Source organism: Mycobacterium paraense (assembly GCF_002101815.1).
GTDB classification, from domain to species: Bacteria; Actinomycetota; Actinomycetes; order Mycobacteriales; family Mycobacteriaceae; genus Mycobacterium; species Mycobacterium paraense.
Map to the genome: position 1 here is coordinate 116,621 of NZ_LQPM01000003.1, position 25,296 is coordinate 141,916.

Genomic DNA, 25,296 nt, shown 5'->3' on the forward strand with positions numbered 1-25,296 from the left:
TGAAAGCTTCGTTAAGAACGAGGCGGATCCCGCCGGGCGCCTGCACCGTGGATCTATGACGCTGTTCGAGCTGGTTTCGTCGCCGCGGCACGAGGTGCATTCGCACCTCGACCGGGCGATCTGGCCGCTGAGCAGCTACGTCGACGGGATGGGCCGGTTGAGCGTCGGCGGGGTCGCCGCCACCGAGCTGGCCGCCTCGTTCGGCACCCCGTCCTACGTCGTCGATGAGGAAGATTTCCGCGCCCGCATCCGCAATTACCGCGCGGCGCTTCCCGGGGCCGAAGTGATTTACGCCGGTCGCGCGCTGCTGAGCGCGGCCGTGGCCGGGTGGGCCGCCGACGAAGGCGCGGGCATGGACGTGTGTTCGGGAGGCGAGCTGGCCACCGCGCTCACCGGCGAGGTGCCGCCGTCGAGGATCATCCTCAGCGGCAACGTCAAGACCGCCGGCGAGCTGGACGACGCGGTCGCCGCGGGGGTCGGGCGAATCGTGATCGACACACCCAACGAGATCGCGCTGCTGGCCGGGCGGGTGCGCCGTCGCCAACGCGTGCTGATCCGGGTGATTCCCGACATTGACGCCGGCGCGGTGAGCGCCGGGGTGCTCGACCAGAAGTTCGGCTTTGCGTTGGCGGGTGGGCAGGCTTACGGCGCGGTGAAGCGCGTCTTGGATCAGCCGTGGCTCGACCTGGTCGGGCTGCACTGCCAGCTGGGGTCGCAGCTCGCCGGTGTCGGGTTGTACGGCGAGGCGATCAGGCAGGTGATCGCCTTGATGGCCCAGGTGCGGGACCGCCACGGGATCGTGCTGGACGAACTCAATCTCGGTGGCGGGCACGCGGTCCCCTATCGGTCCGGAGACCCCGAGCTCGACCCGCGGGCATTGGGCGCGGTCATCGACGCCACGCTCCAATCCGCGTGCACCAAATACGGTTATCCCCGGCCCCGGATCGTGATCCAGCCGGGCCGCGCGATCGCGGCCCGCGCCGGGATCACCCTGTACCGGGTGGTCGCCGTCAAACGCCAGAGCGACGGACGCACCTTCGTCGCGGTGGACGGCGGCATGAGCGACAATCCGCGCGTGGCGGGCGCCGACGCGAAATACACCGTGGCACTGGCCAATCGACGTTCGTCCGCCGACACCGCGCCCGTGACGGTGGTGGGCCGTCACTGCGAGGCCGGCGACGAGATCGCCAGCGATGTCCAGCTGTCGGCCGACATCCATCCCGGCGACCTGCTGGCGGTGGCCTGCACCGGCGCCTACCACTACTCGATGGGATCCAGCTGCAGCCTGGTCGGTCGCCCGCCGCTGGTCGCCGCCGCCAACGGCAGGGCCCACGAGCTGGTGCGCCGCGAGACCATCGCCGATCTGCTCGCCCGGGACCGCGGCTGGTCGGGCCACTCGGACGAAGGCGAATCACGATGTACGCCATAGCCGTTCGTGGAAGAACCGAGAGCTGGGCCGCGCGGGTGTTGTCCCGCGCGGCCTCGGTGCGTATCACGGCGGTTTACGCGGTCCTGCTGGCAGCGATCTCGGTCGCGTTGAACGCGCTCGGCCCGCATGCGCGAGAGGTTGCGGTGAGCCGCATGAGCACCAACTTGCACAATCTGGCACATGGCCACCTGAGCACGCTGGTGGGTAGCGCGTTCGTCGAGGACGGCGGGGAGATCTGTCTTTGGCTGCCGTGGCTGGCGTGCCTGCTGGCTTTGGGCGAATTGATCTGGCGCGGCAAGGGTTTGGTGATCGCGTTCACGGTCGGTCATGTCGGCGCCACGTTGCTCGTCGCGGCGGGGCTGGTCGTCGCGCTCAAGGCGGGATGGCTGCCGTTCTCCATTGCGCGGGCGAGCGACGTCGGCGTCAGTTACGGCGCGGTGTGCGTGCTGGGCGCCTTGACGGCGTCCATCCCGTCGCGCTGGCGCCACGTGTGGGTCGGATGGTGGCTGGGCATCGCGTTGATGGCCGCCTCGGGCGCCGACTTCACCGCCGTCGGGCACGTCCTTGCGCTGCTGCTCGGCACCGGCTTGTCGTATCGCCTGCCGTCGGCGGCCCACTGGACCCCCGCGCGCGTCGGATTGCTTATCGGGGGTGCCGCGTTCGGCTACTTCGTACTGTCGGGCTCATCGGCGGAGACGACGGTCGCGGGTGTGGCGGGCATGCTCATAGGGCTGCTCGCCGGCCAATTGGCGAACGCGCGGAACGCGTCCGCGCAACCGGAATTCGTTCCGCAGCCCGCGGCAGCATAGCCACCGCTCACGCCTGCCGCCCCACTTCCGGCAAACATCAGCGATTTCGCGCAAACCGGGATTGCCCGGCGCTTTCAACGCGGATTCTGGCGCCTTGACAGCAGAGCATCAAAAAGTATGACGCTATGCTGTCAGGATGCGGACCACGGTGACACTGGATGACGACACGCTCGTGGTCATCAGGCGCCTGATGCGTGAACGCCAAATATCGTTCAAGCAGGCGCTCAATGACGCCATCCGCCAAGGTGCGCAACGGCGACCGGCTCCCGCGGTCTTCGAAACGCGCACAGCCGACCTGGGCGTGCCGTTGGTGAACCTGGACCGAGCCCTGCAGATCGCCGGCGAACTCGAGGACGAGGAACTGATCAGGCGACAGCGCCGCGGCGCATGAGGATCGTCGACGCCAATGTCCTGCTTTATGCCGTCAACACTGCCGCAGACCACCACGAGGCATCACGCCGCTGGCTCGACGGTGCGCTGTCCGGCGGTGACACCGTCGGCCTGGCGTGGGTGCCGCTGCTTGCCTTTGTGCGATTGACGACCCGGCACGGGCTGTTCCCGTCGCCCCTGGCCGCCGACGCGGCAATGGCCCAGGTGGTCGATTGGTGTAACGCACCCGGCTCCGTCATCGTGACGCCCACTCCGCGCCACGGCGATGTGCTTTCCGGGCTGCTGCCGCAAGTCGGCGCGGGAGGCAATCTCGTCAACGACGCCCACCTGGCCGCTTTGGCGATTGAGCACCGGGCACGAATCGTCAGTTACGACAGCGATTTCGGACGATTCGACGGCGTCCGGTGGGAAACACCGGAGTCTTTGCTGAGCTGACCGTCTTCCGGGGCCGCTTGCTCAGCGTCGCGCGAAGCGATCACCGTCAGCGCCCTGCAGATCCTCCTGAATCGCCTTTTGCGCCTTCGGGGGCAGCGTGTGCAGCATCTCGCGCACTCGAGCCCTCCGGCGCTCCACGGCCTTGCGCTCCGGCATGCCCGGCGTGGCGACGACCTGTGGCGGCACTCCCTCGACGTCCTCGACGCCTCCGGCGTGCTGGCCGGCGTCGACCATGGCCTGCTCCTCGGCCATCGTCGCCTCGTCCTTCTCCTCGGACATGCCGATCGGGCCGATCCGGCGCCCGTTGAGGAACTGACCCACCACCGGCTCGTCGCTGGTCAGCAGCACTTCGCGGGGCCCGAACATCACCAGCCTGCGACGGAACAGCATGCCGATGTTGTCCGGAACCGTACGGGCGACGTTGATGTTGTGCGTCACGATCAGGATGGTCGCGTCTGTTTGCGCATTGATGTCGATGAGCAGTTGGCAGAGGTAGGCGGTGCGCACCGGGTCCAGGCCTGAGTCGGGCTCGTCGCAGAGGATGATCTGCGGGTCGAGCACCAGCGAGCGGGCCAGCCCGGCGCGCTTTTTCATGCCCCCCGAGATTTCGCCGGGCATTTTGTTTTCGTCGCCACCGAGGCCCACCAACTCGAGCTTTTCCATGACAATGTCGCGGATCTCGCTCTCCTTCTTCTTGGTGTGCTCGCGCAAGGGGAACGCGGTGTTGTCGTACAAGTTCATCGAGCCGAACAATGCGCCGTCCTGAAACATGACACCGAAGAGCCTGCGGATGTCGTAAAGCTCTCTGGCCGTGCTCTTGACGATGTCCCGGCCGTCGATGACGATCGAGCCGCGCTCCGGTTCCAACAGTCCGATCAAGGACTTCAAAAACACCGACTTGCCGGTTCCCGACGGACCGATCAACCCGCTGACCTCGCCCGCAGGGATGTCCATCGTGACGTCTTCCCAGACTCGGGAAGACCCGAACGACTTGCTCAGCCCCGCTACCGAAATTCCGATGCCCATGTGCAGTTCTCCCCGCAATTTCTCGGCCATCACACGATGGTCATAGGACCCGGATAGCCGTTTCGTCAGCGGGCAACCATGCTCGACGCGAATTCGACCGTTCGATGTCCCTGTTTCTCGGTCGACGGCATGCCGAGCATGACGGGCACCCGCCCGGGTACCCAGGCGTCATGGCAACGCGGTCGTCGGTGCCTTGGTGGACTGTCATGTCGGCGGCATCGGCGCCGATCGTTCTCCTGGGGAGTGCCAGCATCGCGAGATCGGTGCGCATTGAGTCGTACGACCCGATCAGTCAGACGCTCAGCACGCTGGCCGCCGACGGACGCGGCGAATGGATCATGACCGCAGGCTTGGCCATCAGCGCGGGGTGCCAGATAGTCACCGCCGTTGGGCTGCGTGTGTTGCCCTTGCTCCCTCGCATCGCCCTGGCGCTAGCGGGGTGCTGTGGTCTGGCGGTCGCCGCGCTTCCCGATCGACTCGGTACCGCCACCGCTCACGTGGCGGCGACCGGTTTGGCCGCGACCCTTTTGGCCATCTGGCCATTGCTCATGGTCCCAACAATCCGGCCGATAAGTTGGACGCGGCGCGTTCGCCGGTCGGTTTTCGTGTCCGCCGTTCTCGTGGGAATGCTGCTCTGGATGGGTTACGACGCGTGGCGCGGTATCCAATTAGGGCTGAGTGAACGCGCGGCCGCCACGGCGGAGATGCTCTGGCCGCTGATCGTCGTCGTCAGCGCTCGTCGTCGCCTCCGGCGTCAAACCCGTTCGGGCGCAACGGTATCGGCCGATCACAACTGAGCGTCCGCTACGCCTGCTCGTCCTCTCTCTTCCGATCGGTGTCTCTGCTAGGCTGCACCCGTTTCGGCTCCCCCGGCATCTTGGGGTAGTTCGGCGGGTATGGCATGTCACCCAGACCCCGCTGCTCGTCGGCCTCGGCCATCTCCAGCAACGGCGCGATCGACTGGGCCACGTCGTCGATGCCGGCCCACGGATCGTCCCGGCGCTGCAGAAATTCGGGCACGGTCGCCATGGTGTAGTCGTCGGGATCGGCGCCGGCCAGCTCGTCCCACGTAAGCGGCGTCGACACCGTCGCGATCGGCGTGCGCCGCACCGAATACGGCGAGGCCATGGTGCGGTCCCGGGCGTTCTGGTTGAAGTCGATGAAGATCCGCTCCCCGCGCTCCTCCTTCCACCACGACGTGGTCACCGCATCGGGCGCGCGTCGCTCCACCTCGCGCGCGAGCGCGATGCCCGCCCGGCGCACCTCGACGAAGCCCCAATCGGTGGCGATGCGCAGGAACACGTGCACGCCGCGGCCTCCGGAGGTCTTCGGGTAGCCGACCAGGCCGAGTTCGTCGAGCAGCGGCCGCAGCACGTCGACGGCCACCGAGCGCGCCTGCTGAAAACCGGTGCCGGGCTGCGGATCCAGGTCGATGCGCAACTCGTCGGGGTGGTCGACGTCCGGGCAGCGCACCTGCCACGGGTGCAGCGTGACCGTGCCCATCTGCGCCGCCCACACGATCGCGGACGGATGGGTCACCTTCAGCGCGTCGGCGGTGCGTCCCGACGGGAACGTCACCCGGCAGGTCTCCAGGTAGTCGGGATGGTGCTGCGGCACCCGCTTCTGGTAGATCTCCTCGCCGTCGATGCCGTCCGGGAAGCGCTGCAAATGGGTGGGCCGGTCGCGCAGCGCGGTGAGCATCGGGCCGGGGGCCACGGCCAGGTAGTACTCCACCAGCCGCCGCTTGGTCCCGTTCGACCCCAGCGCGGGGAAATAGACCTTGTCGGGGTTGGTCACGCGCACCGCGACGCCGTCGACGTCGATTTCCTCCGCTGGAACAGCCACATGACGATTCCAGCACAATGACCTCATGCACTTGCCTGTCATGCCGCCGGTGTCGCCGATGCTGGCCAAACCGGTGCGGTCGATGCCGCCGGATGCGTCCTACGAGCCCAAATGGGACGGGTTCAGGTCCATCTGCTTCCGCGACGGTGACGAGGTCGAGCTGGGCAGCCGCAACGAGCGCCCGATGACCCGCTACTTTCCCGAGCTGGTCGCGGCGATGCGCGCGGAGCTACCACAGCGCTGCGTGATCGACGGCGAGATCGTCGTCGCGACCGACCACGGCCTGGACTTCGAAGCGCTGCAGCAGCGGATCCACCCGGCCGATTCGCGGGTGCGGATGCTGGCCGAGAAGACGCCGGCCTCCTTCATCGCCTTCGACCTGCTGGCGCTCGGCGACGACGACTACACCGGGCGCCCGTTCAGCGAGCGGCGGGCCGCGCTCGTCGACGCCCTGGCACGCTCCGGTCCGTCGATCCATCTCACGCCCGCGACCACCGACCTCGAGACCGCCCAGCGATGGTTCTCCGAGTTCGAGGGCGCCGGACTCGACGGCGTCATCGCCAAGCCGCTGACCGTCACGTACCAGCCGGACAAGCGGGTGATGTTCAAGATCAAGCACGAGCGGACCGCCGACTGCGTCGTCGCCGGCTATCGGGTGCACAAGTCGGGCGGCGACGCGATCGGCTCGCTGCTGCTCGGGCTCTACACCGAGGACGGCCAGCTTGCATCGGTCGGTGTGATCGGCGCCTTGCCGATGGCCGAACGGCGGCGCCTGTTCGCCGAATTGCAGCCGCTGGTGACGACTTTCGAGGGCCACCCCTGGAGCTGGGCCGCGCACGAGGCCGGCGAGCGGACGCCTCGCAAGAACGAATTCTCCCGCTGGAACGCCGGCAAGGATCTCTCGTTCGTGCCGCTACGACCCGAGCGGGTGGTCGAGGTCCGCTACGACCACATGGAAGGTCCGCGGTTCCGGCACACCGCCCAGTTCAGCCGGTGGCGCCCCGACCGCGACCCCCGCTCGTGCACCTACGCGCAGCTCGAGCAGCCGGTGACGTTCCGCCTCGGCGACATCGTGCCCGGCCTCGGGCCCAGCTGAGGGCGCGGCCCGATCAGGCGTGCGGGCAGAAGATCCCGAGGATCTGCTGGCAGTTGTCCCTGTTGATCAGGCCCGGCGGCGCGGGCGGAGGCGGCGGTGGTGGGGCGTCGCCCTCGAAGATCATGTTGGCGACGTTGCCCTGCCCGGGGTACACGTACCAGTACGTGTGGCAGACATTCGCGTCCCAACGCACTGGGTCCACGCGAAGATTGCCCGTCTGCACAGGGGGGTCGCCCGGGCACCAGTGGCAGGGCCCCTGCGGGTGGTCGTTCGGGCAGCCGGGCCAGGCGTTCAGCGGCATGGGACCGGGGTGCGCTTCGGCCGTGCCGACGGTCAGGCCTAAGCCGGCCACACCGAGGCCGCCGGCCACCAACGCAGTCGTCGCCGCCCGCGTGATTCGTCGTGTCATGGAACGAACGCTGCTCATCGTTGTCCTTTCCGATGGTGGGGCCCTTTTGGGCCGCGTGCGATGCAATTCGACATCGCCCGCAGCGCTACCGGTCCCAACTTCAGTTCGCCGGACTGAAAGCTACCGCCGATCACTTGCGAAATTCTTGCGGAATTAAGCTGTCGTGATGCTGAATATCGCCGCGCTATTCGTGGCCGGCACTGCCGCGCTGGACGATAACGGCGCGATCTATGCCACCGGCATACCCACGACGTGGTATCGCGTCGACCAAATCCCTTTGCAGGCAATTATTCCGATCGTCCTCGTGGTCCACGCGCGCTCCGGCGGTGACTACGACGCGGAACTGCACGTCGTGTGCAAAGACCCCACGGGAGCACCATGCGGCCGCCTCCACGCGTCGTGGCACTGGCCGGACGACGGGGACAGACCGTCCAAGTACCGGTGCTTCACCGAAAACCTGAGCTTCCCGGTCGAGGCCGAAGGCGAGTACACCATCGGCGCCTATTACGACCCGCAGGGAAAGATCGAGATGGCCACCCCTGTACCGGTTTCGATCGCGTTGGCCGAGGCCGCCCCGGCCGCCGAATCCGCTGACACCGCCGACGCCGAGGCTTAGGCAGCGTTTATCCGCGGCTTGCAGCGGGCACGCGGAAGAGATGTCCGTAACAGCGTTTAAGGATCTGCCGCTGGCCGACCGTGGCCGCCGGTGGGACGGCGCCGCCGCCGAAAAGCGGGTGCGCAAATGGGCCGGCGCCCAGGACAAGCCGAACCAGAAATATCGCGACGCCCACATCTGGTACGACAGCGGCAAGAAGGACAACTTCACCTCCTACAAGCTGCTGTTCGCCGACGTGATCGGCGGCGAACTCAAAGCGGTGCCGCGGGGAGTGATGATTGCGGGCGCGATCATGGACGGGGCCCGCGGCGGTATCGACTTGCCCAAGTCTGACGTCGGCCGCGTCAAAAGCCATCTGGCGAAGTACTACAAGAAGATGGACGAAACCGCGCCGTGGGAGCGCGACTGATCGCGCTCCGATGGCGGCGACCCGCTAAACGGTGACCATCAGCTCCGACAAACCGCGCAGCGTGACGTTTGCCTTGTAATGCGGTTCGCCGGCCAGGCGTGCCTGTGGGAAGCGTGCCGTCACCGCCGACAGGGCCGCACCGGCCTCCAGCCGCGCCAGCGGTGCGCCCAGGCAATAGTGGATTCCGCGGCCAAACCCCAAGTGCCGCAGGGTCCCCCGATCGGGGTCGAAGCTGTCGGGCCGGTCGAACTCCGCGGGATCACGCTGGGCCGCGGCGAGCAGGACCATCATGATGTCGCCCGCCGGCACGTCGACGTCTCCGATCGTGATGTCCTCGGCGGCGACTCGACCGGCCAGTTGCACGGGTGGGTCGTAACGCAGGGTTTCCTCCACGATCGCCGGAGCGCGGCCCGCGTCGGCGCCCAGCGCCGCCCAGTGCACGGGGTCCTGCAGCATGGCCAAGATCGCGTTGCCGATCAGGTTCACCGTGGTCTCATGTCCGGCGATCAACAGCAGATTGCAGGTGGAGACGATTTCGTCCTCGGTCAACTGGTCGCCGGACTCCTCCACCGCCACCAGGCCCGACAACAGGTCGTCGCCCGGCTCGGACCGGCGCCGTTCGATCAAGTCGTGCAGATAGCCGCGTAGCCCCCGCACCGCCTGCATTCGCTCGTTCGCCACGTCCGGCGGGACGCCGGTGATCGTGGAGAACGGGTCGAGGGCCTGCGCCAGCACCGCCGACGCCTTGCTGAATTGCGGCTCGTCCTCGAGCGGCACACCGAGCAGCCGGCAGATCACCGCAACGGGCAGCGGATACGCGAAATCCTCCACGACGTCGAACTCGCCCTTCTCGGCGATCCGGTCAAGCAGTCCGTCGACCAGCGCGATGATTTCGGGCTCGAGCGCGCTCACCACCTTCGGCGAGAAGGCCTTGGCGACCAGCTTGCGCAGCCGCGTGTGATCGGGTGGATCGAGGAACAAAAATCCCGGCGGGAACGACCGGGGCTGCACCAAACCGGCCTCGAGCTGTCGCTTCACGACCGTCGACTTCATGTTGCTGCTGCTCGACGACGGATGCCGCAACACCTCGTCGCAGTCTCGGTACGCCGAGAACACGGTGAGGTTGGACTGCGGAAGGTGCAGCGGACCGCGCTCGCGAAACTGCGCCAGGAGCGGATACGGATCGGCGCGACGGGCCGGGTCGAGCAGTTGCAGCAGCAACCCCTGCGATTCGGCTTGGGCGGCGGTCGTCATGCTCACATTCTGCCCGCACCGCCGGGCGGCTCAGCGCCGCAGAAACTCCACGATGTGGTTGGCCAGTTCCTCGCCCGCGTCCTCCTGCAGGAAGTGCCCGGCGCCGCGGATCGTCGGGTGGTCGATGCCCTGGGCGCCGCGCATCTCGCGCTGGAAGATCGCGGCCATCGGCCCGGTGATGGGGTCGCCGTCGCTGAACACGACCAGCATCGGCGTCGGGCTCACGGACAGCTTGGCCCACGCCGCCTTGTTGGCCGCCGCGGCCGGGTCGTCCGGAGAAATGGGCACCAGGCCGGGCATGGCCCGCGGCCCGACGCAGTACGAATCATCGGGAAACGGCGCGTTGTAACCCTCGAGCGCCTGCTGGCTCATCTGCCGCAGACACCCACCCTGCACGAACCAGCCGATGTTGAGGTCCGGCGCGATGGCGATGGCCTTGCGGAAGCGCCACCAATCCTCGGCCATCGGCTGCTCGCCGTTCGGCAGCCCGGTGTTGGCGACGACCAGGCGAGCGAACCGCTCGGGATGCCCGGCGGCCAGCCGCAAGCCGATGAGCCCGCCCCAGTCCTGGCCCACCAGGGTCACGTCGTGAAGGTCGAGGACGTCGAACGCGACGGCGCGCATCCATTCGACATGGCGCGCGTAGCTGTGGTCCTCGCGGCGGGTCGGCTTGTCCGAGCGGCCGAACCCGACCAGGTCGGGGCAGATGACGCGATGCCCGGCGGCGGCCAGGATCGGAATCATCTTGCGGTACAGGTAGGACCACGACGGCTCGCCGTGCAGCATCAGAACCGGGGCGGCGCCTTGCGGGCCGTCCTCCACCCAAGCGACTCGCAACGTCCCGCCGTCGCCGTCCGATATCTCGCAATACCTTGGCGCGTAAGGGAAGTCGGGCACGTCGTCGAACCGGTCGTCGGGGGTGCGCAGCATTTCCATGTCAGGTCCCTTCGTCCAGGCCGGCGAGCGCCGGATGGGCCATCAATCGATCGAGAAACGGTCGCTGACCCTTGAGCAGCTTCGCGCGTGCCCGCGCCACGGTAAACCAGCCCGCCCGGTCGACCTCGGGAAACTCGCGCATCCGGCCCGAGCCCTTCGGCCACTCCAGCTCGAAGGTGTTGCTGTGCGCGTCGGTGACGTCGACATCGGCCTCGATGGCGAAGGCGGTGATCACCTTGCCGCTGGGCTGTTTCAGCGCGCCGAAGTCGATCCGCCGCCCGGCGGGCAGCGGCAGCCCCAACTCCTCCTGAAATTCGCGGCCCGCGACCTCCCAGGGGTCCTCCCCGTCGGCGTACTCGCCCTTGGGAATCGACCAGGCGCCGTCGTCTTTGCGGGCCCAGAACGGGCCGCCCGGATGCGCGATCAGGACTTCGACGACGCCGTCGACGCGGCGGTACACCAGCACGCCCGCGCTGAGCTTCGGCATCGACGGTCAGACTCCGACGGCCTGTTCCAGATCCTTGAGCGACGACTCGAGGTGCGCGAGCAGGCGCTGCAGGTGCGGCACGCTGCGACGGCAGCCGACCAGACCGAAGTCCAGGTTGCCGGCGTTGCTGACCAGGGTGATGTTGAGCGCCTGCCCGTCCAGGATGGCGGACAACGGGTAGTTGCCGTCGAGCCGCGCACCGCCGCAATACAGCTGCTCCTGGGGCCCCGGCACGTTCGATATGACGAGGTTGAAGGGGGGCGACGTGGAGTTCACCCAACCCGGAACGGCCGCCAGGGCCAGCGAGCCCATGTTCATCGCCGAGAGCGCCAGCGCCTGGACGCGGGGCAACTCGGAGAACACCTTTTTGTTGTTGCGCATCGACTCGCTGACGGCCTGTAGCCGCTGCGCCGGATCGTCGGCGTCGGTGGCCAGGTTGCACAGGATCGCCCCGACGAGGTTGCCGCCGGCGTCCGCCTCGTCCTCGCGGCGCAGGCTCACCGGGACCATCGCGACCAGGGGCGTGTCCGGCAGCGCGTCCTGCTCGAGCAGGTAGTAGCGCAGCGCGCCCGAGCACATGGCCAGGACGACGTCGTTGAGCGTCACGCCCGCGGCCCGCTTGACGGTCTTGATGCGGTCCACCGACCAGGACTGCGCGGCGCACCGGCGCGCGCCCCCGATCTTGACGTTGAACATGGTGCGCGGGGCGCCGAAGGGCAGCGTCAGCTGCTGCTCCAGCAGCGCGGCGCGGGCCAGCGATACGGTCGAGGGACCAAGCGCCGCAACGGATCCCGCCGTCCTGACCAGCGATCCCAACCGGGAAGTGGGGCTGGGCTTGCGCTTTCGCACCGGCAGGCTCCACGGTGCACGAATCTCGGTGTCCTCGGGGTCATTCGACAACGAGCGCTGCATCAGCTTCTGCGCGGAGACACCGTCGATCAGCGCGTGATGCATCTTGCAGTACATCGCGAACCGGCCGTCCTTCAGCCCCTCCACCACGTACAGTTCCCACAGCGGGCGGTGGCGATCCAGCAGGCTGGTGTGCAGCCTGGAGGTCAGCTCCAGCAGCTCGCGGACCCGGCCCGGTGACGCCAGCGCCGAGCGCCGCACGTGGTAGTCGACGTCGACCTCGTCGTCGTAGGCCCACGCCATCGGGGTGATCCCGCCCAGGATCGTGGCGGGGTGCTTGCGGAATGTCGGCTGGAATTCGCCGCTGGCGATCAGGGCGTCGGTGAATTCCCGGACGAACTCCGGACCGGCCCCCGGTGGGGGCTCGTATAACTGCAAGCCCCCGACATGCATGGGGTGTTCACGCGATTCCCCCAGCAAGAAGACCGCGTCGGTGGGCATCATCGGTTCCATCCACCAATTAGACCGCGAACCGCGTGCGACGCGAAGCGCTCTGAGAACATCACCGCCGCGCCGGCGGGGTCGTCCGCGCTAGGCCATCGACCATGCCGACGTGGCGATGAGGTCGCCGCGTTCCAGGCCGGCGGCCCGGTGCTCGTGGACCTTGGCGTACTCCGGTGTGGTCACCATGTCGATGAAGGCCTGCGGGGTCGGGTACTCGACGATGAGAATCGCGTCCCACCACGGGCGTTCGCCGTCACCGATGACATTGCTCGGCGCCGCGCCCGCGTACCGGAGGGTGGCGCCGACCCGTTGCAGGTGCGGCACCACCTCTTGCCCGTACTGCAGGTAGGACTCCAGGCCGCCCGGGGTCTTGAACTTCAACAGGTTGACCATCACCACCGGGGCGTCGGACGGCCGCGCCGCCAGCGCGGCGAACTGTTCGGGGGTCGGCTCCAGCGACGTGCCCATGGCAGTCTCCTCGCATCGGTTCGGCTGTTGACGTTTCGGGACAGGGCGCGGTCGCGGGGCTGCTACCCCACCGGCACGATCCCCGCGTTCGAAATGGTGAACCCGCGCCCCGAGGCCACCTTGCAGGTGACGCCGCTTTCTTCCGAGCGGCAGCTGAAGGGACCCATCGAAGCGGTTTGACCGTAGGCCAGGGCGGGCGTGCCCTCGCCCGGGTTGCCGAGGCAGGACTCCCCCGAGCAGCTCTTGAAGGTCCCGTCGGTCGACAGCCGCACGGACTGCGGCGGCGAGTTGGACTGGCAGTAGGTCTCGTCGGGAATGCCGTTGCGGTGGTAGTCCATCTCGCAGCTGATGTTGCGGGACGGGGACAAGAACGAGCACCAGGCCTGGCTGCAGGCGGGATTGTCGGCGGCGGCCGGAGGCGTCCCCGTCCAGCAGCCAACCGCGACGAGCACTGGGGCGGCCCAGTTTGCCGCAACCACTATCCGATGCACGGTGCCTCCGCGAGCCATTGACTACCGGGAAGGTAGCACCGTCGTTCATCGACGCGGGCGGTTTCGGTGGACGAGCGAATGGCGGCGCTAGAGCAGGTCCGTGATGGTCTTCAGGCCCGCGTCGTACAGCACGCCGGGCAGCATGCCGCCGTCGCATTCGATGGTGGTGCCGTTGACGAAGTCAGCTTGTCCGCTCGCCAGAAAGACACAGACCCGGCCCACCTCCGCCGGCTCCCCCGCCCGGCGCAGCGGGACGGCGGCGAAGTACTTCTCGCCGGTCGGATCGTCTTTCGGCAGGACGAACGACCGGAAGTTCTCCGTCATCGTCGGGCCCAGCGCGACGCAGTTGACCCGGACCCTGGGCCCCCACTCCTCGGCCAGCGACCGGGTCAGCTGGTTGAGCCCGCTCTTGGCCGCCCCATAGGAGACCAGGGTGGGAGACCCGGCCGGGTGCCCGGCGCCGCTGGAGATGTTGATGATGCAGCCCGTCCCGTCCTGGGTGCTCATCTGCCGGTAGGCGCGGATCGCGAACCACAGCGGGCTGATGAGGTTCATCTGCACCGCGTATGCGTGAAACAGCGCCGTGCGCTCATAGTCGTCGTCGCTGGGCGGCGCGCCCTGGATGCGCTGCACGAGTTCGGGAATGCTTTCGGCGTGCGGCGCCGGCACCGTGCCGCCGGCGTTGTTCACCAGGATGTCGATGCGTCCGTGGGCGGACACGACGCCGGCGACGAAGGAGTCGATCGAACGGTAATCGCCTTGATCGCAGACCTTTTGGTGCGCGCGGGCCGCCCAGTCGGGTTCGACACCCGGGATGGCCGCCAGCGGCGAGCGCGAGCAGCCGATGACCGTGGCACCCGCGCGCAGCAATTCGTGGGCGATGCCCACGCCCACGCCGCGGCTGGTTCCGGTGACGATCGCGATCTTGCCGTCGAGGGCGCCCATCGTCAGGCCTTCCTGTGCGTCATTGACAGTGACTGTCAGCGGGTCATACTGTGCCATCTCAGTCGTTGGCGTGTAAAGGCGTGCACTCAGGAGGCCACATGAACATCCGCGTCATCCAATGGGCCACAGGAGGTGTCGGCAAAGCTGCCATCGCGTGCGTGCTGAATCATCCGCAGCTGGAGCTGGTTGGCTGCTGGGTGCACAGCGCGAGCAAGGACGGCGTCGACGTCGGGGACATCATCGGCGCGTCCCCGCTCGGCGTCACCGCGACCACCAACGTCGACGAGCTGCTGGCCCTCGACGCGGACTGCGTCATGTACAGCCCGCTGGTCCCCAACGACGAGGAGGTCATCGCGATCTTGCGGTCCGGCAAGAACGTCGTCACCCCGGTCGGCTGGGTGTACCCCGACCCGGGCAACCCGCACCACAAGGCCGTCGCCGACGCCGCGCTCGAGGGCGGGGTGACCCTGCACGGTTCGGGGATCCACCCCGGGGGCATCACCGAACGGTTCCCGCTCATGGTGTCGTCGCTGTCGTCGGCGGTCACGCACGTGCGCGCCGAGGAGTTCTCCGACATCCGGACCTACAACGCCCCCGATGTCGTGCGCCACATCATGGGGTTCGGCGGCACGCCCGAGGAGGCGATGCAAGGCCCCATGGCCAGCCTGCTCGAGGCGGGCTTCAAGCAGTCGGTCCGAATGATCGCCGATCACATGGGTTTTCGCATCGAGCCGAACATCCGGACCATCCAGGACGTCGCGGTGGCGACCGCCGACATCGACTACGCCCCCTTCCCGATCACCACGGGAACGGTGGCCGCGCGCCGCTTCCGCTGGCAGGCCCTGGTGGACGGCGAACCGGTCATCACCGCCGCGGTGAACTGGCTGATGGGTGAGCAAGACCTGGAGCCGGCCTGGAATTTCGGCGGGCGGGGCGAACGCTTCGAGGTGGAGATCACCGGTGACCCGACCGTGAGCCTCACCTTCAAGGGTCTGCAACCCGAGACGATCGCCGAAGGGCTGGTGAAGAACCCGGGCGTGGTCGCCACGGCCAACCACTGCGTCAACGCCATCCCCGACGTCTGCGCCGCCGAACCCGGCATCAAGACCTACCTCCAGCTGCCGTTGTTCGCGGGCCGCCCGGCCCCCGACCTGGCGGCCGCACCATGACCGTCCTGGGCGATGTGTCGTTCTGCCACCTCGTGATCGGGGTGACCGACATGGACCGCGCGCTGGCGTTCTACCGCGACGCGCTCGGCATGGACGTCGTCTTCGAGACGCTGATCTCCGGCGAGCCCTTCGATGCGGTGTTGCACGCGAAGAGGAAACAGGAGGGCCGGGTGGTCGGCGGCCTGCTGGGTGGGCTGATGGTCGAGTTGCTGTCGCTCGGGGCCAACCCCGGCGCCGAGCATTCGGCCCGCCGTGCCGTCACCGGCATCCACAACGTTTCGCTGTCCGTTCGCGACCTCGATGACACCCACCGCCGCCTCGGCGCCGCCGGCTACACACCCGACCAGGACCCGTTCGAAATCGGCGGGGTACGAATGTTTTTCGTCAAGGACCCGGACGGGACTCCGGTGGAGTTCATCGAGCTGCCCAACGGGGCGCGCAGCACCTACGAGATGCACCGGGGCGTGCCACTGCACATCGGGCCCGCACAATGACCTACAGCCACCCGTCCTCGATGCGCGGCCACGTCGCGATCATCACCGGTGCCGCGCAGGGCGTCGGCAAGGGCATCGCGGCGGCGCTGCTCGAGCGCGGCGCGTCGGTGCTGCTGGTCGACATTCAGGCCGACGTCCTGAGCGCCACCGCCGCCGAGCTGAAAGCCGCGGGCCCGGTGGAGACGTTGGTCGCCGACCTGCGCGACCCCGGCAACGCCCCGCGCATCGTGGCCGCCGCCGTCGACGCCTTCGGCGCCGTGCACGGGCTGGTGAACAACGCGATCGCCACCAACGAGCCCAAGCCGTTCGTCGATGTCACCACCGAAGACCTGGCTCTCGGCTACGACGTGGGCCCCCGCGCGACCTTCCTGCTCATGCAGGCCGCGCATCCGGTGATGGTTGCGGCCGGCGGCGGGTCGATCGTCAACCTCGGTTCGGGGACGGGCACCGGCGGAGAACCCCGGTGGGGCGGTTACGCCGCGGCCAAGGAGGCCATCCGCGGGTTGTCGAAGGTCGCCGCGCTGGAGTGGGGCCGCGACAACATCCGGGTCAACGTCATCTGCCCGTTCGCCGAGTCCGACGGCGTCAAGCTGTGGAAGCAGTTCGCGCCCAACGACTACGCCAAGGCGGTGGGGCGCGTGCCGATGAAGCGCATCGGAGACGTCCGCACCGACGTCGGAGCGCTGGTGGCATTCCTGCTCGGCACCGATGCGACGTTCATCACCGGGCAGACCATTCACGTCGACGGCGGCATCGGCTGTTTCCGATGACCGAGGGGTCGCTGCGGGATCGGCAGCGCGCGCAGATCCGCGCCGAGATCCGGCGCGCGGCGTTCCGGCTGTTCATCGAGCGCGGCTACGACGCCGTGACCACCGAGGAGATCGCCTCGGCCGCAGGCGTTTCCGCGCGAACGTTCTTCCGTCACGTGCCGACGAAGGAGGATTTGCTCCTGGCTCCCGTGCGGCACGGCGGCGCCGCCATCGTCAACCTGCTCGAACAGCGGCCCCCCAGGGAGTCGCCGGATGTCGCGCTGATCAACGCCATCGTCGCGCGGATCCGCTCGTTCGACCAAGCCGACGTCGAGGAGTGGCGGGAAGCTCTGCTGGTCGCTCCCGGCCTGCTCGACAAGGCCACCATCCACACGCCCGCCGACAAAGAACGCGCCGCCAAGCTGGTGGGCGAACGCATGGGTGCCCACCCCGGGGACGACATCCGCCCCGGCCTGCTGGTCCAACTCGCCTTCGCGGCAGCCGATTTCGCGTTCCAGCAATGGGTGCGCCAATCGGGGACCCCGCGAACGCTGGATCTCTACGTCACCGAGGCCCTCGAAGCGGTCAAGGGCAGCCACTGGAAAAGGAAGCCGATCTCGTGAAGGACACCTACAAAGTTGCGGTGTGGGCCACCGGCGGCGTCGGGAAGTACGCGATCCGCACCGTCACCGACCGCCCCAATCTCGATCTCGTCGGGGTGTGGGTGCACTCGGACAACAAGAACGGCAAGGACGCCGGCGACCTCGCCGGCATCGACCCCGTCGGCGTTCTCGCCACCCAGGACGAGTCGGCGATCCTCGGCGGGGAAGCGGACTGTGTCGTCTACGCGGCGCCGGCGCCACCCCGGATGAAGGAAGCGATCGGCGACCTGTGCCGAATCCTGGCCGCCGGCAAGAACGTGGTGACGACCGCGATACCGGGGCTGGTGTACCCGCGCGGCTCGCTGCCCGCCAAGGTGACCGACGCGATCCGTGGCGCCGCCGACGCCGGCCGCAGCTCGTTATTCTCCAGCGGCATCGAGCCCGGTTTCGGCGCCGACCTGTTCCCGATCGCGCTGATGTCGATGTCGCACAAGGTTTATTCGGTGCGCGGCATCGAAATCACCAACTACTCCGAGTACCCGGCCGAATACGACATGCGCGAGCTGTTCGGCTTCGGCCAGCCGCTGGACTACCGGGGCGGCCTGATGATGCCGGGCGTCCTGCGCTGGGGCTGGGGCGCCGCCGTCACCATGGTGGCCGACGCGCTGGGGGTGCAGCTCGATGACATCCGCGAGACATGTGAGTTTCAGGCGACGCCGCGCGACATTCCCACCGCGTTCGGACTTGTCGAGGCGGGGACCGTCGGCGCCACCCGGGCGCGCTGCATCGGGGTGGTCGACGGTGTCGACGTCATCACCATCGAGCACGTCGACCGCATCGCCGACGACCTCGCCCCCGACTGGCCCAAGGGCCGAACCGGCGGAACCGATGGCATCTGGCGCGTCGTCATCGACGGTGAGCCGAGCTTCGACGCCGAATTCGAAGTCGGGCACCGGCCCGGCGACAGCCACAACGACCACGGCCTACTGGCGACCGGCATGCGCGCGGTCAATGCCATCCCCTGGGTCTGCGAGGCCGAGCCGGGAATCGTTGACGCACTGCATCTCCCGCTGACGTCACCGGTGGGCGCGCTGCACCCGCACCGCGACGGGATCTCCGCCTTCTAGAAGCTGCTGTCTCCCCCGCCGGAGTCGAACCCGCCGCCGAAGTCCGAGCCGCCGGAGTCGAATCCGCCGCCGAAATCCGAGCCGCCGAAGTCGAATCCGCCGCCAGAGTCATAGCCGCCGCCCGAGTCGTTGCCGCCGAACCCCGTGTCGCCGCCGCCCGAGTATTGGTAGCTGCCGTCGAAGCCGGTGTCGCCCTGCTGGCTGTCGTAGCCGCCGCTGGGGGCGCTGTCAAAGCTCTGATTCGCCATCGCCGAGTCCCATCCGGCGTCGAAGCCCCGGTCGTAACTGCCGCCCCAGTGGTCGTCGAGCATGGCGTCGATCAACAGGACATCGGCCAGTGCCCAACCCCAGCCCGCCCCCCAGAACGCGTACGGGTAGTAGCCGGGGTAGAAAAACATCCCGTTGTACATGCCCCCGGGGTAGTAATGCGGGTAGCCGGGCTGCGGCGTGGTGCTGTAGTTGTTGTTGTTGATCGTCACGTACTCCCCGGTGTCCGGGTTCTTCGCCCGCACCGTGGCCTGCTTGCGGTCCTGGTCCGGCACCGATGTCACGGCGGAGACGTTGGGCCCCGGGTTCAGCTTGCGGTTCGCCTTGTTCACGGTGGCCTGCACGGCCCGCAGGTGCGCCCGCGCCGCGGTGTAATCGCCCGCCTGGTAAGCCTTTCGGGCGTCGCCCAGGCTGGCGTTGGCCTTCAGCGCCTCGGCGCTGACGTCGGTGTCGGCGTTGGCGATTACGGCGTTGTCGAGGTCGGCGACCTCGGATTCGGCCGCGATCATCTGCCCCTTGATCCACTCGCGGGCCTCGTTGTCCTTGCGGCGCTTGCGGCTTCGACTCACCGCGAACCAGATCAGGCCGACGATCGCCAGGGCGACGCCGATGACGATCAGCGCCGTCCACAGGGGAGCCAGACCGGTGTGCCTGGCACCGCCGACGGGAGAGGTCGTCACCGTGCTACCCGACCCGACAGTGATACCGGACAGCTTGCTGACGAAATCGCTGGTCGCGCGGAAGGGGTCGTTGCGGTGCTCCTTGGCCGACTGGCCCAGGAACGGGTCCACGCTGTCCGCGATCACCCGCGGCACGTTGTAGGCGCGCACGTGGTAGCCCTTGGCGTCGATGACCAGGATCACGCCGCGGAACCCCGGGTCGCGGCCCAGGATCACGTTATGGATGGCGTCCGGCGTTGTCACACCGGTCTGGTCGGGCGCCACCGCGGCAACCCACACCGGCGGAGTGGGGCTCCACGCCCACCGGCTGGTGAGGATCTGCTGGTTCAGCTGGTCGGCGTTTTCGAGCGGCGGCCGGCCCGCGGCGTCGGCCACCACATGCGTCTGCGCATTGAACCGGTCCACCACCTGGTCGGTGTAGGTGTCGGCCCAGGCGGACGGCGCGAGCAGCATCGCCAGCGCCGCCAGGAACGGGACCACGAAGATCCCACCGAATCGTCGTGTCACTTTTATCCTGTCGTTGTGGTTGCCGCGCCGGTCGGCGTGCGACCGTTTGTCGTTCGTGCTGATCGAACCACACGGTCACAAGCCGCGCAGGCCGGCCCGGGTTAGATCGCGTACTGGCGCGGCTCGTGCTGAATCGATATCCAGTGCTCGGTGGTGAACTCGTCAACCGCCCACATCCCGCCGAAACGCCCAACGCCCGAGGCCTTTTCACCACCGAACGCCGTGTTGGCGTCGTCGTTGACGGGCGAATCATTGACGTGTGTCATCCCGGCTTCGATCCGACGCGCGAACCGCACCCCGCGCTCCAAATCCCTGGTGAACACTGCCGACGACAGGCCGTACGGGGTGTCATTTGCCAACCGCAGCGCGTCGGCTTCGTCGTCGGCCCGGATCACGGTCATCACCGGACCGAACACCTCTTCGCGCGCCGTCGCCGCATCGTTGGTTGCCGTGAGCACATGCGGCGGCAGGCCAAGTCCAGTCGGGCCGACCGGCTCACCGCCGCAGAGCAATTCGGCGCCTTCGTCTTGGGCGCGCCGGAGCTTGTCCTGGATGGATTCCAGCTGGGATTCGTTGATGATCGGCCCGAGCTGCGTGTCCGGGTCGGACGGGTCGCCGACCCGCAACCCCCGGGCCCGGGCCACAAAACGATCCACGAACTTGTCGTAGACGCTGGTGTCGACGATGAGCCGATTCGCGATCATGCAGATCTGGCCCTGGTGAAAGAACGAGCCGAAGATCGACGCGTCGACGGCCGTGTCGAGGTCGGCGTCGTCGAGAATGACCGCCGGACCGTTGCCACCCAGTTCCAGGGCCGTGCGTTTGAGCGCGGCCTTCTGACCGATTCCCTCGCCCACCTGGGTCGAGCCGGTGAACGACACCACTTTCGGCGTGGGATGCGCCACTATCGCGTCACCGATGTCGGATCCGGAGCCGATCAGCACCGACAGCAATCCGGTTGGCAAGCCGGCCTCTTCGAAGATGCGGGCCAGTAACAGGCCGCCGGTGACGGGAGTGTCGCCGGCCGGTTTCAGCACCACCGCGTTGCCCACCGCGAGCGCAGGAGCCACCGACCGATTGGACAGCTGCATCGGAAAATTCCACGGGGAAATGACGGCGACCACGCCGGCCGGCCGGCGATACACGCGGCTTTCTTTGCCCGGGATGTCGGAGGGCATGATCTTGCCTTCGACATGGTGCGGCATCGCGGCCGCCTCCCACAGCACCGACCGCACCATGCTCCACTCCAATTCGGATTTGGCGACGGTGCCACCGGTCTCGTGGACCAGCCAGTCGGCGATCTCCTCTTTGCGCCGGGTCATCACGTCGGCGGCCGCGCGCATGACGCTGGCGCGCTCAGCCGGTGGCCGCGCGGCCCATTTGGCCTGGGCCGCGGCCGCGGCCTGGTAGGCCTCGTCGAGGTCGTCGGCGTTGGCCTGGGGGATCTCCGTCAAGGTTTCCCCGGTCCACGGGTCGGTGTCGGCGCGCGTCTTGCCGGCCGACCCGGCCCGCCACCGGGTACCGATCGGCATGGTGTCGAACCGCGGGTAGCGGTCCATCACGGCGCCACGGCGATCTTGACGTGGGGTCCTGACTGTTGTTCCCGCCACGCCTGCGCCGCGTCCTCGAGTGGGAACCGATGCGTGTCGATGCGAATCCGCCCCTCGGCGGCATGCCGGGTGATCTCCTCGTATCCCGCGCGCAATACCTCCGCCCCCATGGCGTTGTTGTAGTGGCCGACGTGGGTGCGGGCCTGCAGCGACCGGAACGGCACCTCCGCCGTTGGGCCGGCGCTCTCTCCGATGGTGATCAGTGTCGCGCCGCTGGCGGTGGCGTCGAGCGCCGCCAGGAATGGTTTGCCGTAGACGGGATCGATGACCACGTCGTAGCCGTCGCCGGCCTCGCCACGCAGGGCCGCGGCGTCGTCGTCCCCGCCCAGCCGGACCGTTGCGTCGGCGCCCAGCTCGCGCGCCTGCTCGAGCGACTCGGGGTTGCGGCCCGCGGCCACCACACGGCCGGCACCCAATAGCTTGGCCGCCTGGACCGCGATGCGGCCCACCACCCCGGTTGCGCCGAGCACCAGCACCGTCTCCCCGTGGGATACGTCGGCGTGCCGGGTCAGCGGCAGCCATGCCGCCAGGCCCGCGATGCCGCACGCCACGGCGACGGCGTCATCAAGTCCGTCGGGTACCGGGAAGGTTTTCGCCGGGTCGACGCGGCAACGCTGCGCCCACGACCCGAACGGATCCGGCGGGGAATTGAAATACACCCGTTGCCCGTCCCGCGTTCCGATGCCCTCCTGGCCGACCACCGCGGGCGTCGTCGGTTGCCCCATTTTTCCCGAAGCGAGGATGAGGTCCACCGGATTACAGCCGGCAAGAATCACGTCGACGACTTCGCCGTCGGGCTCATCGAAGTCTCGCACCGTCGGGACCTCGCCCGCCGCTTCCAGCACTGCCGCTCGCATGCGGAGCCTCCCATCGATCTGTTGGTTGGACCGTGCCGGACAGGGTTGCCGCTACCGCCACATCGAAACCGGTCGCCCGGCGCTGTCCGCGAAGCGAAAGCGGTTTGGGTGAAGGCGATATGGCAACGCTTCTCAGCATGAGCGTTGTGGTCATCGGTCAAATCGGACGGGACCTGGTCTTGCACACCGACGGGCCGCCGGCGGCCGGCGAGTCCACCACGGTCCTGCGGCGCGGCGAGTTGCTCGGCGGCAAGGGCGCCAACCAGGCGGTCGGCCTCGCGCAGCTCGGGGTACCGGTCGCGCTGATCGGCGTGGTGGGCGACGACACGGCCGGGACATCGGTGCTGCGGCAGGCCGAGGATGACGGCATCGACGTCTCCGGGGTGGCGCGCCGCGGCACGACGGCGCTGCTCATCGACATCGTCGGGCGGCCACCCGAACGCATGCTGGTGGAAGACGTGCCGGACACCTCGCTGGTTCAAGTGGCGGACCTCGACGCCGCGGCCCCGTTGTGGGGCGCCGCCGACACCGTCTCCATTCAGCTGCAGCAGCCGCCCGCCACCGCGCTCGAGGCCGCGCGACGTGCCCGACACCGCGGACTGCGAGTGGTCGCCGACGGCGTGCCGGCTCCCGACGTTCGCGCCGATCTGCTCGCGTCGACCGACGTGCTGCGCGCCGACGCCAAGGAGGCCGCCCTCATCGCCGGCCGGGCCGTCAGCACCGTCGACGACGCGGCCTCGCTGGGCCACGAATTGCTGTCGTGCGGACCGGAATTGGTCGCGATCGCCGTTCCGGATGTCGGCGACCTCCTGGTCTGGGACGGCGACCGCGAACTTTTCGAATTCGCCGACGTGGACGTCGTGGATCCCACCGGAGCCGGCGACGCCTTTGTGGCCGGCCTCATCGCCGCACTACGGGGCGGCGCCGGCCCTCGTCAGGCGGGTCGGCGCGCCGCCGCGGCCGCCAGCTCGACGGTGCAGCGCCTCGGCGGCCGACCCGACCTGACCGGCCTGGCTTCGTGACAGCGGCGGCCTATCCGCCACCACCGCCGGCTCCTCCGCCGGCACCGCCGCCCGCACCGCCTGCGGCACCGCCGCCGCCGGGCGCGGGGTTCGCCGCGCCGCCGTCCCCGTACGGCACCCGGGGCGCGGGCGGCGGTGGCGGCGCGGGGCTGGACGACGTGGGCACCGGCGGTGCGGCGGGCGCGTCGGCCGCCGAAATTTCCGCGGCCGCAACGCCGCAGCCGACCCCCAGGCCGACGACGGCGGCGCCGCCGAGCAGTGCGATTACCCTGCGAACTCCAGATTTCATCGAATCCCCCACTTGCCGATTTCGCTTGCGCACGGACGCGTACCCGCTATCCGCGGGCGTAATCAGCCCAGCGCGGGCAGGACCTTGTCGGTGAGCAGCTGAACCGACTTCCACGCCTCGTCGACCGGCATCCCGCCGACCAGCGGATGCAGGACGAGCGGCCCGTACTGCGGGGATTCGCGCACTTCGGCGATGAGCTGGTCGGGGGTCAGGAACCGGTACCGCCCCGACGCCTTGACCTCGTCCAGGGTCTGCACACCGGGAAGGTGCATGAGCGAACGCTCCTGGGCCGACCATCCGCCGTAAGTGACCGCCTCCCAAAGGATGTGGTCGCCGAGTTCCGCCCAGGCCCGGTCCGGATCCTCGTGCAGGTAGATCATCCCGCGGTTGATCGGGCCGGGCATCAGGATGAGGGGCTTGATGCCGGCCTCGGCACACAGCTCGCGATAGTAGGCGGCGATCTCGGGCAGGTGGTCGGCCAGGCTGAGTGGCAGCCGGAAACGCGCCGCGCGCCGCGCGGTGGCGCGCGAACCGCCTCCGACGTACAGCGGCGGGTGCGGCCGCGTCCAGGTACCGGTGCAGACCCCCGCGTCGGAGTCGACCCCGGACCAGACGGACAGCATCCGCTCGACGAGGGCGTCCATCAGCGCGCCGCGCCGGGCGAAATCGACGCCGAGCGAGTCATATTCGACCGTCCGGTAGCCCAGGCCCACCGTGGTGTGCAGCCGGCCGCGGCTCATGTTGTCGACGAGCGCGATGTCCTCGGCCAGCCGCACCGGGTTCCACAGCGGTCCCAGCGCGCAGTCCACGCTGGCGATCAGCGTCGTGGTGCGCGCCAGGAACATCGACGCCGCCATGATTGGGTTGCAGCTCCACCCGTGCCCGGTCGCGTGATGCTCGTCGACGCTGATGGAGGTGATCCCGTGGGACTCGCCCCACTGCGCCAGTTCCAGCGCGGCGGAGAGCAATTCGCTCTGCACACGCGGATCACCTTGGGGTGAGGCAAAATTGAAGCGCAGCACGGTCAACAGCACGTCATACCTCCGGTCAGCCGGCCATCGACTGCAGGAATGCGGGGAAGTCGGGGAAAAGGGCGCGGTCGACGATCTCGATGCGGGTGCCGGAAGCGTCCGTGTAGTAGGCGAACAGCGCGAGATCGGACCCCGGCGTATCGGCGGTCATCTCCAAGGAGAAGCCGTTGGCCTCCAGCGCCTCGGCGCTCCGCGCCAGGTCGTCGCTGAAGTAGCCGAGGTGATGGACGGCGTTGCCCGGCGCGGCCGTCCACGGACTGCCGGGAACCTCTTGCACGAGTTCGACGTGTGGGTACTGCAGGGAGTAGACGATCGTCGAGGTCAGTTCGCGGACACCCGCGGTGGTGCGAAAGGGCAGCGTGTAGCTCATCGGATTGATCCACCGGTAGCCGGCCAGCGCGCTCAGCCTGGCCATCGCCGCGTCGAGGTCGGGCACGACGATGCCGGTGTGGTAGAAGTCCTCCGGCCGCAAGGGGAATGTCATGGGGCTCCTT

General features: G+C 68.5%; 30 protein-coding genes. 14 read left to right on the forward strand and 16 right to left on the reverse strand.

From position 1 onward, the window contains the following. Nucleotides 1-55 precede the first annotated feature (55 nt). The 4 genes from lysA (at nt 56) to AWB89_RS01765 (ending at nt 3,063) form a co-directional block, all read left to right on the forward strand. Complete coding sequence (gene lysA, locus AWB89_RS01750; RefSeq protein WP_085171294.1) at nt 56-1,429, forward strand: diaminopimelate decarboxylase; 1,374 nt, start codon at nt 56-58, stop codon at nt 1,427-1,429. After that, complete coding sequence (locus tag AWB89_RS01755; protein WP_308206574.1) at nt 1,417-2,238, forward strand: rhomboid-like protein; 822 nt, start codon at nt 1,417-1,419, stop codon at nt 2,236-2,238. Before lysA ends, AWB89_RS01755 begins: the two co-directional genes overlap by 13 nt. A gap of 136 nt (nt 2,239-2,374) precedes the next feature. Next, the gene (locus AWB89_RS01760) at nt 2,375-2,629 is read left to right on the forward strand and encodes an antitoxin (RefSeq protein WP_085095048.1); all 255 of its coding nucleotides are present in this window, start codon (nt 2,375-2,377) and stop codon (nt 2,627-2,629) included. Further along, on the forward strand, nt 2,626-3,063 hold the full coding sequence (locus AWB89_RS01765) for a type II toxin-antitoxin system VapC family toxin (protein WP_085171296.1): 438 nt from the start codon (nt 2,626-2,628) through the stop codon (nt 3,061-3,063). Before AWB89_RS01760 ends, AWB89_RS01765 begins: the two co-directional genes overlap by 4 nt. A gap of 21 nt (nt 3,064-3,084) precedes the next feature. On the opposite strand, the gene AWB89_RS01770 is transcribed toward AWB89_RS01765, so the two are convergent. Beyond that, complete coding sequence (locus AWB89_RS01770; protein ID WP_085171374.1) at nt 3,085-4,089, reverse strand: ABC transporter ATP-binding protein; 1,005 nt, start codon at nt 4,087-4,089, stop codon at nt 3,085-3,087. Nucleotides 4,090-4,295: 206 nt separating this feature from the next. Here AWB89_RS01770 and AWB89_RS01775 point away from each other — a divergent pair, with 206 nt between their 5' ends. Next, nucleotides 4,296-4,886: a DUF998 domain-containing protein gene (locus tag AWB89_RS01775; protein ID WP_158089797.1), complete on the forward strand. Its 591-nt coding sequence runs from the start codon at nt 4,296-4,298 to the stop codon at nt 4,884-4,886. A gap of 7 nt (nt 4,887-4,893) precedes the next feature. Here the strand turns inward: AWB89_RS01775 and ligD are convergent, their stop codons facing one another. Then, a complete protein-coding gene (gene ligD / locus AWB89_RS01780; protein ID WP_139830554.1) occupies nt 4,894-5,934 on the reverse strand; it encodes a non-homologous end-joining DNA ligase in 1,041 nt (346 codons plus the stop codon). Between the two features lie 25 nt (nt 5,935-5,959). Here ligD and AWB89_RS01785 point away from each other — a divergent pair, with 25 nt between their 5' ends. Next, complete coding sequence (locus AWB89_RS01785; RefSeq protein WP_085171298.1) at nt 5,960-7,030, forward strand: ATP-dependent DNA ligase; 1,071 nt, start codon at nt 5,960-5,962, stop codon at nt 7,028-7,030. Between the two features lie 13 nt (nt 7,031-7,043). Here AWB89_RS01785 and AWB89_RS01790 read toward each other — a convergent pair whose 3' ends face one another. After that, nucleotides 7,044-7,439, reverse strand: coding sequence for a hypothetical protein (locus AWB89_RS01790; RefSeq protein ID WP_241519283.1), 396 nt, complete (start codon nt 7,437-7,439; stop codon nt 7,044-7,046). Between the two features lie 166 nt (nt 7,440-7,605). Here AWB89_RS01790 and AWB89_RS01795 point away from each other — a divergent pair, with 166 nt between their 5' ends. Beyond that, nucleotides 7,606-8,055, forward strand: a complete 450-nt coding sequence (locus AWB89_RS01795; protein ID WP_139830555.1) for a hypothetical protein — start codon at nt 7,606-7,608, stop codon at nt 8,053-8,055. Between the two features lie 40 nt (nt 8,056-8,095). Continuing rightward, nucleotides 8,096-8,464, forward strand: coding sequence for a hypothetical protein (locus AWB89_RS01800; RefSeq protein WP_085095062.1), 369 nt, complete (start codon nt 8,096-8,098; stop codon nt 8,462-8,464). A gap of 24 nt (nt 8,465-8,488) precedes the next feature. Here AWB89_RS01800 and AWB89_RS01805 read toward each other — a convergent pair whose 3' ends face one another. From AWB89_RS01805 to AWB89_RS01835, 7 genes are all read right to left on the reverse strand, one after another. After that, nucleotides 8,489-9,718 (reverse strand): cytochrome P450, encoded by a 1,230-nt coding sequence (locus AWB89_RS01805; RefSeq protein WP_085171299.1) that lies wholly within the window; start codon nt 9,716-9,718, stop codon nt 8,489-8,491. A gap of 30 nt (nt 9,719-9,748) precedes the next feature. Next, complete coding sequence (locus AWB89_RS01810) at nt 9,749-10,654, reverse strand: haloalkane dehalogenase (RefSeq protein WP_085171300.1); 906 nt, start codon at nt 10,652-10,654, stop codon at nt 9,749-9,751. 1 nt (nt 10,655) lies between these two features. Further along, complete coding sequence (locus tag AWB89_RS01815) at nt 10,656-11,141, reverse strand: NUDIX hydrolase (RefSeq protein WP_085171301.1); 486 nt, start codon at nt 11,139-11,141, stop codon at nt 10,656-10,658. Between the two features lie 6 nt (nt 11,142-11,147). Then, entirely contained in the window at nt 11,148-12,503 is a 1,356-nt protein-coding gene (locus AWB89_RS01820) for a WS/DGAT/MGAT family O-acyltransferase (RefSeq protein WP_085171302.1), read from the reverse strand. A 78-nt stretch (nt 12,504-12,581) separates the two neighbouring features. Next, the gene (locus AWB89_RS01825; protein ID WP_085171303.1) at nt 12,582-12,962 is read right to left on the reverse strand and encodes a DUF1330 domain-containing protein; all 381 of its coding nucleotides are present in this window, start codon (nt 12,960-12,962) and stop codon (nt 12,582-12,584) included. A gap of 62 nt (nt 12,963-13,024) precedes the next feature. Continuing rightward, nucleotides 13,025-13,414, reverse strand: coding sequence for a hypothetical protein (locus tag AWB89_RS01830; RefSeq protein ID WP_241520400.1), 390 nt, complete (start codon nt 13,412-13,414; stop codon nt 13,025-13,027). 126 nt (nt 13,415-13,540) lie between these two features. After that, complete coding sequence (locus AWB89_RS01835) at nt 13,541-14,398, reverse strand: SDR family NAD(P)-dependent oxidoreductase (protein WP_085095075.1); 858 nt, start codon at nt 14,396-14,398, stop codon at nt 13,541-13,543. 98 nt (nt 14,399-14,496) lie between these two features. On the opposite strand from AWB89_RS01835, the gene AWB89_RS01840 reads away from it, so the two are divergent. Genes AWB89_RS01840 through AWB89_RS01860 form a run of 5 tightly spaced genes read left to right on the forward strand, consistent with a single transcriptional unit; the run spans nt 14,497 to nt 18,539 of the window. After that, nucleotides 14,497-15,567, forward strand: coding sequence for an NAD(P)H-dependent amine dehydrogenase family protein (locus AWB89_RS01840; RefSeq protein WP_085171305.1), 1,071 nt, complete (start codon nt 14,497-14,499; stop codon nt 15,565-15,567). Then, complete coding sequence (locus AWB89_RS01845) at nt 15,564-16,061, forward strand: VOC family protein (protein WP_085171306.1); 498 nt, start codon at nt 15,564-15,566, stop codon at nt 16,059-16,061. Before AWB89_RS01840 ends, AWB89_RS01845 begins: the two co-directional genes overlap by 4 nt. Next, nucleotides 16,058-16,831 (forward strand): SDR family NAD(P)-dependent oxidoreductase, encoded by a 774-nt coding sequence (locus AWB89_RS01850; RefSeq protein ID WP_085171307.1) that lies wholly within the window; start codon nt 16,058-16,060, stop codon nt 16,829-16,831. The genes AWB89_RS01845 and AWB89_RS01850 overlap by 4 nt, the downstream gene beginning before the upstream one ends. Beyond that, complete coding sequence (locus AWB89_RS01855; protein WP_085171308.1) at nt 16,828-17,433, forward strand: TetR/AcrR family transcriptional regulator; 606 nt, start codon at nt 16,828-16,830, stop codon at nt 17,431-17,433. The genes AWB89_RS01850 and AWB89_RS01855 overlap by 4 nt, the downstream gene beginning before the upstream one ends. Further along, nucleotides 17,430-18,539, forward strand: coding sequence for an NAD(P)H-dependent amine dehydrogenase family protein (locus tag AWB89_RS01860; protein ID WP_085171309.1), 1,110 nt, complete (start codon nt 17,430-17,432; stop codon nt 18,537-18,539). The genes AWB89_RS01855 and AWB89_RS01860 overlap by 4 nt, the downstream gene beginning before the upstream one ends. On the opposite strand, the gene AWB89_RS01865 is transcribed toward AWB89_RS01860, so the two are convergent. The 3 genes from AWB89_RS01865 to AWB89_RS01875 form a co-directional block, all read right to left on the reverse strand. Continuing rightward, nucleotides 18,536-19,993: a tetratricopeptide repeat protein gene (locus AWB89_RS01865; protein ID WP_085171310.1), complete on the reverse strand. Its 1,458-nt coding sequence runs from the start codon at nt 19,991-19,993 to the stop codon at nt 18,536-18,538. The two genes, AWB89_RS01860 and AWB89_RS01865, sit on opposite strands and share 4 nt — an antisense overlap. Before the next feature lie 101 nt (nt 19,994-20,094). Further along, nucleotides 20,095-21,552, reverse strand: a complete 1,458-nt coding sequence (locus AWB89_RS01870; RefSeq protein ID WP_085171311.1) for an aldehyde dehydrogenase family protein — start codon at nt 21,550-21,552, stop codon at nt 20,095-20,097. Next, nucleotides 21,552-22,460: a quinone oxidoreductase family protein gene (locus tag AWB89_RS01875; protein ID WP_085171312.1), complete on the reverse strand. Its 909-nt coding sequence runs from the start codon at nt 22,458-22,460 to the stop codon at nt 21,552-21,554. Before AWB89_RS01875 ends, AWB89_RS01870 begins: the two co-directional genes overlap by 1 nt. A gap of 137 nt (nt 22,461-22,597) precedes the next feature. Between AWB89_RS01875 and AWB89_RS01880 the strand changes: the two genes are divergently transcribed. Continuing rightward, the gene (locus AWB89_RS01880; RefSeq protein ID WP_085171313.1) at nt 22,598-23,482 is read left to right on the forward strand and encodes a PfkB family carbohydrate kinase; all 885 of its coding nucleotides are present in this window, start codon (nt 22,598-22,600) and stop codon (nt 23,480-23,482) included. A gap of 10 nt (nt 23,483-23,492) precedes the next feature. Here AWB89_RS01880 and AWB89_RS26850 read toward each other — a convergent pair whose 3' ends face one another. The 3 genes from AWB89_RS26850 to AWB89_RS01895 all read right to left on the reverse strand — a co-directional run bounded on the left by AWB89_RS26850 (nt 23,493) and on the right by AWB89_RS01895 (nt 25,286). Then, nucleotides 23,493-23,771 carry a hypothetical protein gene (locus AWB89_RS26850; protein ID WP_139830557.1) on the reverse strand — a complete coding sequence of 93 codons (279 nt, stop codon included), beginning with the start codon at nt 23,769-23,771 and terminating at the stop codon, nt 23,493-23,495. A 62-nt stretch (nt 23,772-23,833) separates the two neighbouring features. Next, the gene (locus tag AWB89_RS01890) at nt 23,834-24,805 is read right to left on the reverse strand and encodes an LLM class flavin-dependent oxidoreductase (RefSeq protein ID WP_085171315.1); all 972 of its coding nucleotides are present in this window, start codon (nt 24,803-24,805) and stop codon (nt 23,834-23,836) included. Nucleotides 24,806-24,818: 13 nt separating this feature from the next. Next, the gene (locus tag AWB89_RS01895) at nt 24,819-25,286 is read right to left on the reverse strand and encodes a VOC family protein (protein ID WP_085171316.1); all 468 of its coding nucleotides are present in this window, start codon (nt 25,284-25,286) and stop codon (nt 24,819-24,821) included. Between the last annotated feature and the right edge of the window lie 10 nt (nt 25,287-25,296).

Bases quoted from the DNA above. Each gene is read 5' to 3' on its own strand.
- lysA (WP_085171294.1), top strand. From the start codon at position 56: ATGACGCTGTTCGAGCTGGTTTCGTCGCCGCGGCACGAGGTGCATTCG.
- AWB89_RS01755 (WP_308206574.1), top strand. From the start codon at position 1,417: ATGTACGCCATAGCCGTTCGTGGAAGAACCGAGAGCTGGGCCGCGCGG.
- AWB89_RS01760 (WP_085095048.1), top strand. From the start codon at position 2,375: ATGCGGACCACGGTGACACTGGATGACGACACGCTCGTGGTCATCAGG.
- AWB89_RS01765 (WP_085171296.1), top strand. From the start codon at position 2,626: ATGAGGATCGTCGACGCCAATGTCCTGCTTTATGCCGTCAACACTGCC.
- AWB89_RS01770 (WP_085171374.1), bottom strand. From the start codon at position 4,089: ATGGGCATCGGAATTTCGGTAGCGGGGCTGAGCAAGTCGTTCGGGTCT.
- AWB89_RS01775 (WP_158089797.1), top strand. From the start codon at position 4,296: ATGTCGGCGGCATCGGCGCCGATCGTTCTCCTGGGGAGTGCCAGCATC.
- AWB89_RS01785 (WP_085171298.1), top strand. From the start codon at position 5,960: ATGCACTTGCCTGTCATGCCGCCGGTGTCGCCGATGCTGGCCAAACCG.
- AWB89_RS01790 (WP_241519283.1), bottom strand. From the start codon at position 7,439: ATGACACGACGAATCACGCGGGCGGCGACGACTGCGTTGGTGGCCGGC.
- AWB89_RS01795 (WP_139830555.1), top strand. From the start codon at position 7,606: ATGCTGAATATCGCCGCGCTATTCGTGGCCGGCACTGCCGCGCTGGAC.
- AWB89_RS01800 (WP_085095062.1), top strand. From the start codon at position 8,096: ATGTCCGTAACAGCGTTTAAGGATCTGCCGCTGGCCGACCGTGGCCGC.
- AWB89_RS01805 (WP_085171299.1), bottom strand. From the start codon at position 9,718: ATGACGACCGCCGCCCAAGCCGAATCGCAGGGGTTGCTGCTGCAACTG.
- AWB89_RS01810 (WP_085171300.1), bottom strand. From the start codon at position 10,654: ATGGAAATGCTGCGCACCCCCGACGACCGGTTCGACGACGTGCCCGAC.
- AWB89_RS01815 (WP_085171301.1), bottom strand. From the start codon at position 11,141: ATGCCGAAGCTCAGCGCGGGCGTGCTGGTGTACCGCCGCGTCGACGGC.
- AWB89_RS01820 (WP_085171302.1), bottom strand. From the start codon at position 12,503: ATGGAACCGATGATGCCCACCGACGCGGTCTTCTTGCTGGGGGAATCG.
- AWB89_RS01825 (WP_085171303.1), bottom strand. From the start codon at position 12,962: ATGGGCACGTCGCTGGAGCCGACCCCCGAACAGTTCGCCGCGCTGGCG.
- AWB89_RS01835 (WP_085095075.1), bottom strand. From the start codon at position 14,398: ATGGGCGCCCTCGACGGCAAGATCGCGATCGTCACCGGAACCAGCCGC.
- AWB89_RS01840 (WP_085171305.1), top strand. From the start codon at position 14,497: ATGAACATCCGCGTCATCCAATGGGCCACAGGAGGTGTCGGCAAAGCT.
- AWB89_RS01845 (WP_085171306.1), top strand. From the start codon at position 15,564: ATGACCGTCCTGGGCGATGTGTCGTTCTGCCACCTCGTGATCGGGGTG.
- AWB89_RS01850 (WP_085171307.1), top strand. From the start codon at position 16,058: ATGACCTACAGCCACCCGTCCTCGATGCGCGGCCACGTCGCGATCATC.
- AWB89_RS01855 (WP_085171308.1), top strand. From the start codon at position 16,828: ATGACCGAGGGGTCGCTGCGGGATCGGCAGCGCGCGCAGATCCGCGCC.
- AWB89_RS01870 (WP_085171311.1), bottom strand. From the start codon at position 21,552: ATGGACCGCTACCCGCGGTTCGACACCATGCCGATCGGTACCCGGTGG.
- AWB89_RS01875 (WP_085171312.1), bottom strand. From the start codon at position 22,460: ATGCGAGCGGCAGTGCTGGAAGCGGCGGGCGAGGTCCCGACGGTGCGA.
- AWB89_RS01880 (WP_085171313.1), top strand. From the start codon at position 22,598: ATGAGCGTTGTGGTCATCGGTCAAATCGGACGGGACCTGGTCTTGCAC.
- AWB89_RS26850 (WP_139830557.1), bottom strand. From the start codon at position 23,771: ATGAAATCTGGAGTTCGCAGGGTAATCGCACTGCTCGGCGGCGCCGCC.
- AWB89_RS01895 (WP_085171316.1), bottom strand. From the start codon at position 25,286: ATGACATTCCCCTTGCGGCCGGAGGACTTCTACCACACCGGCATCGTC.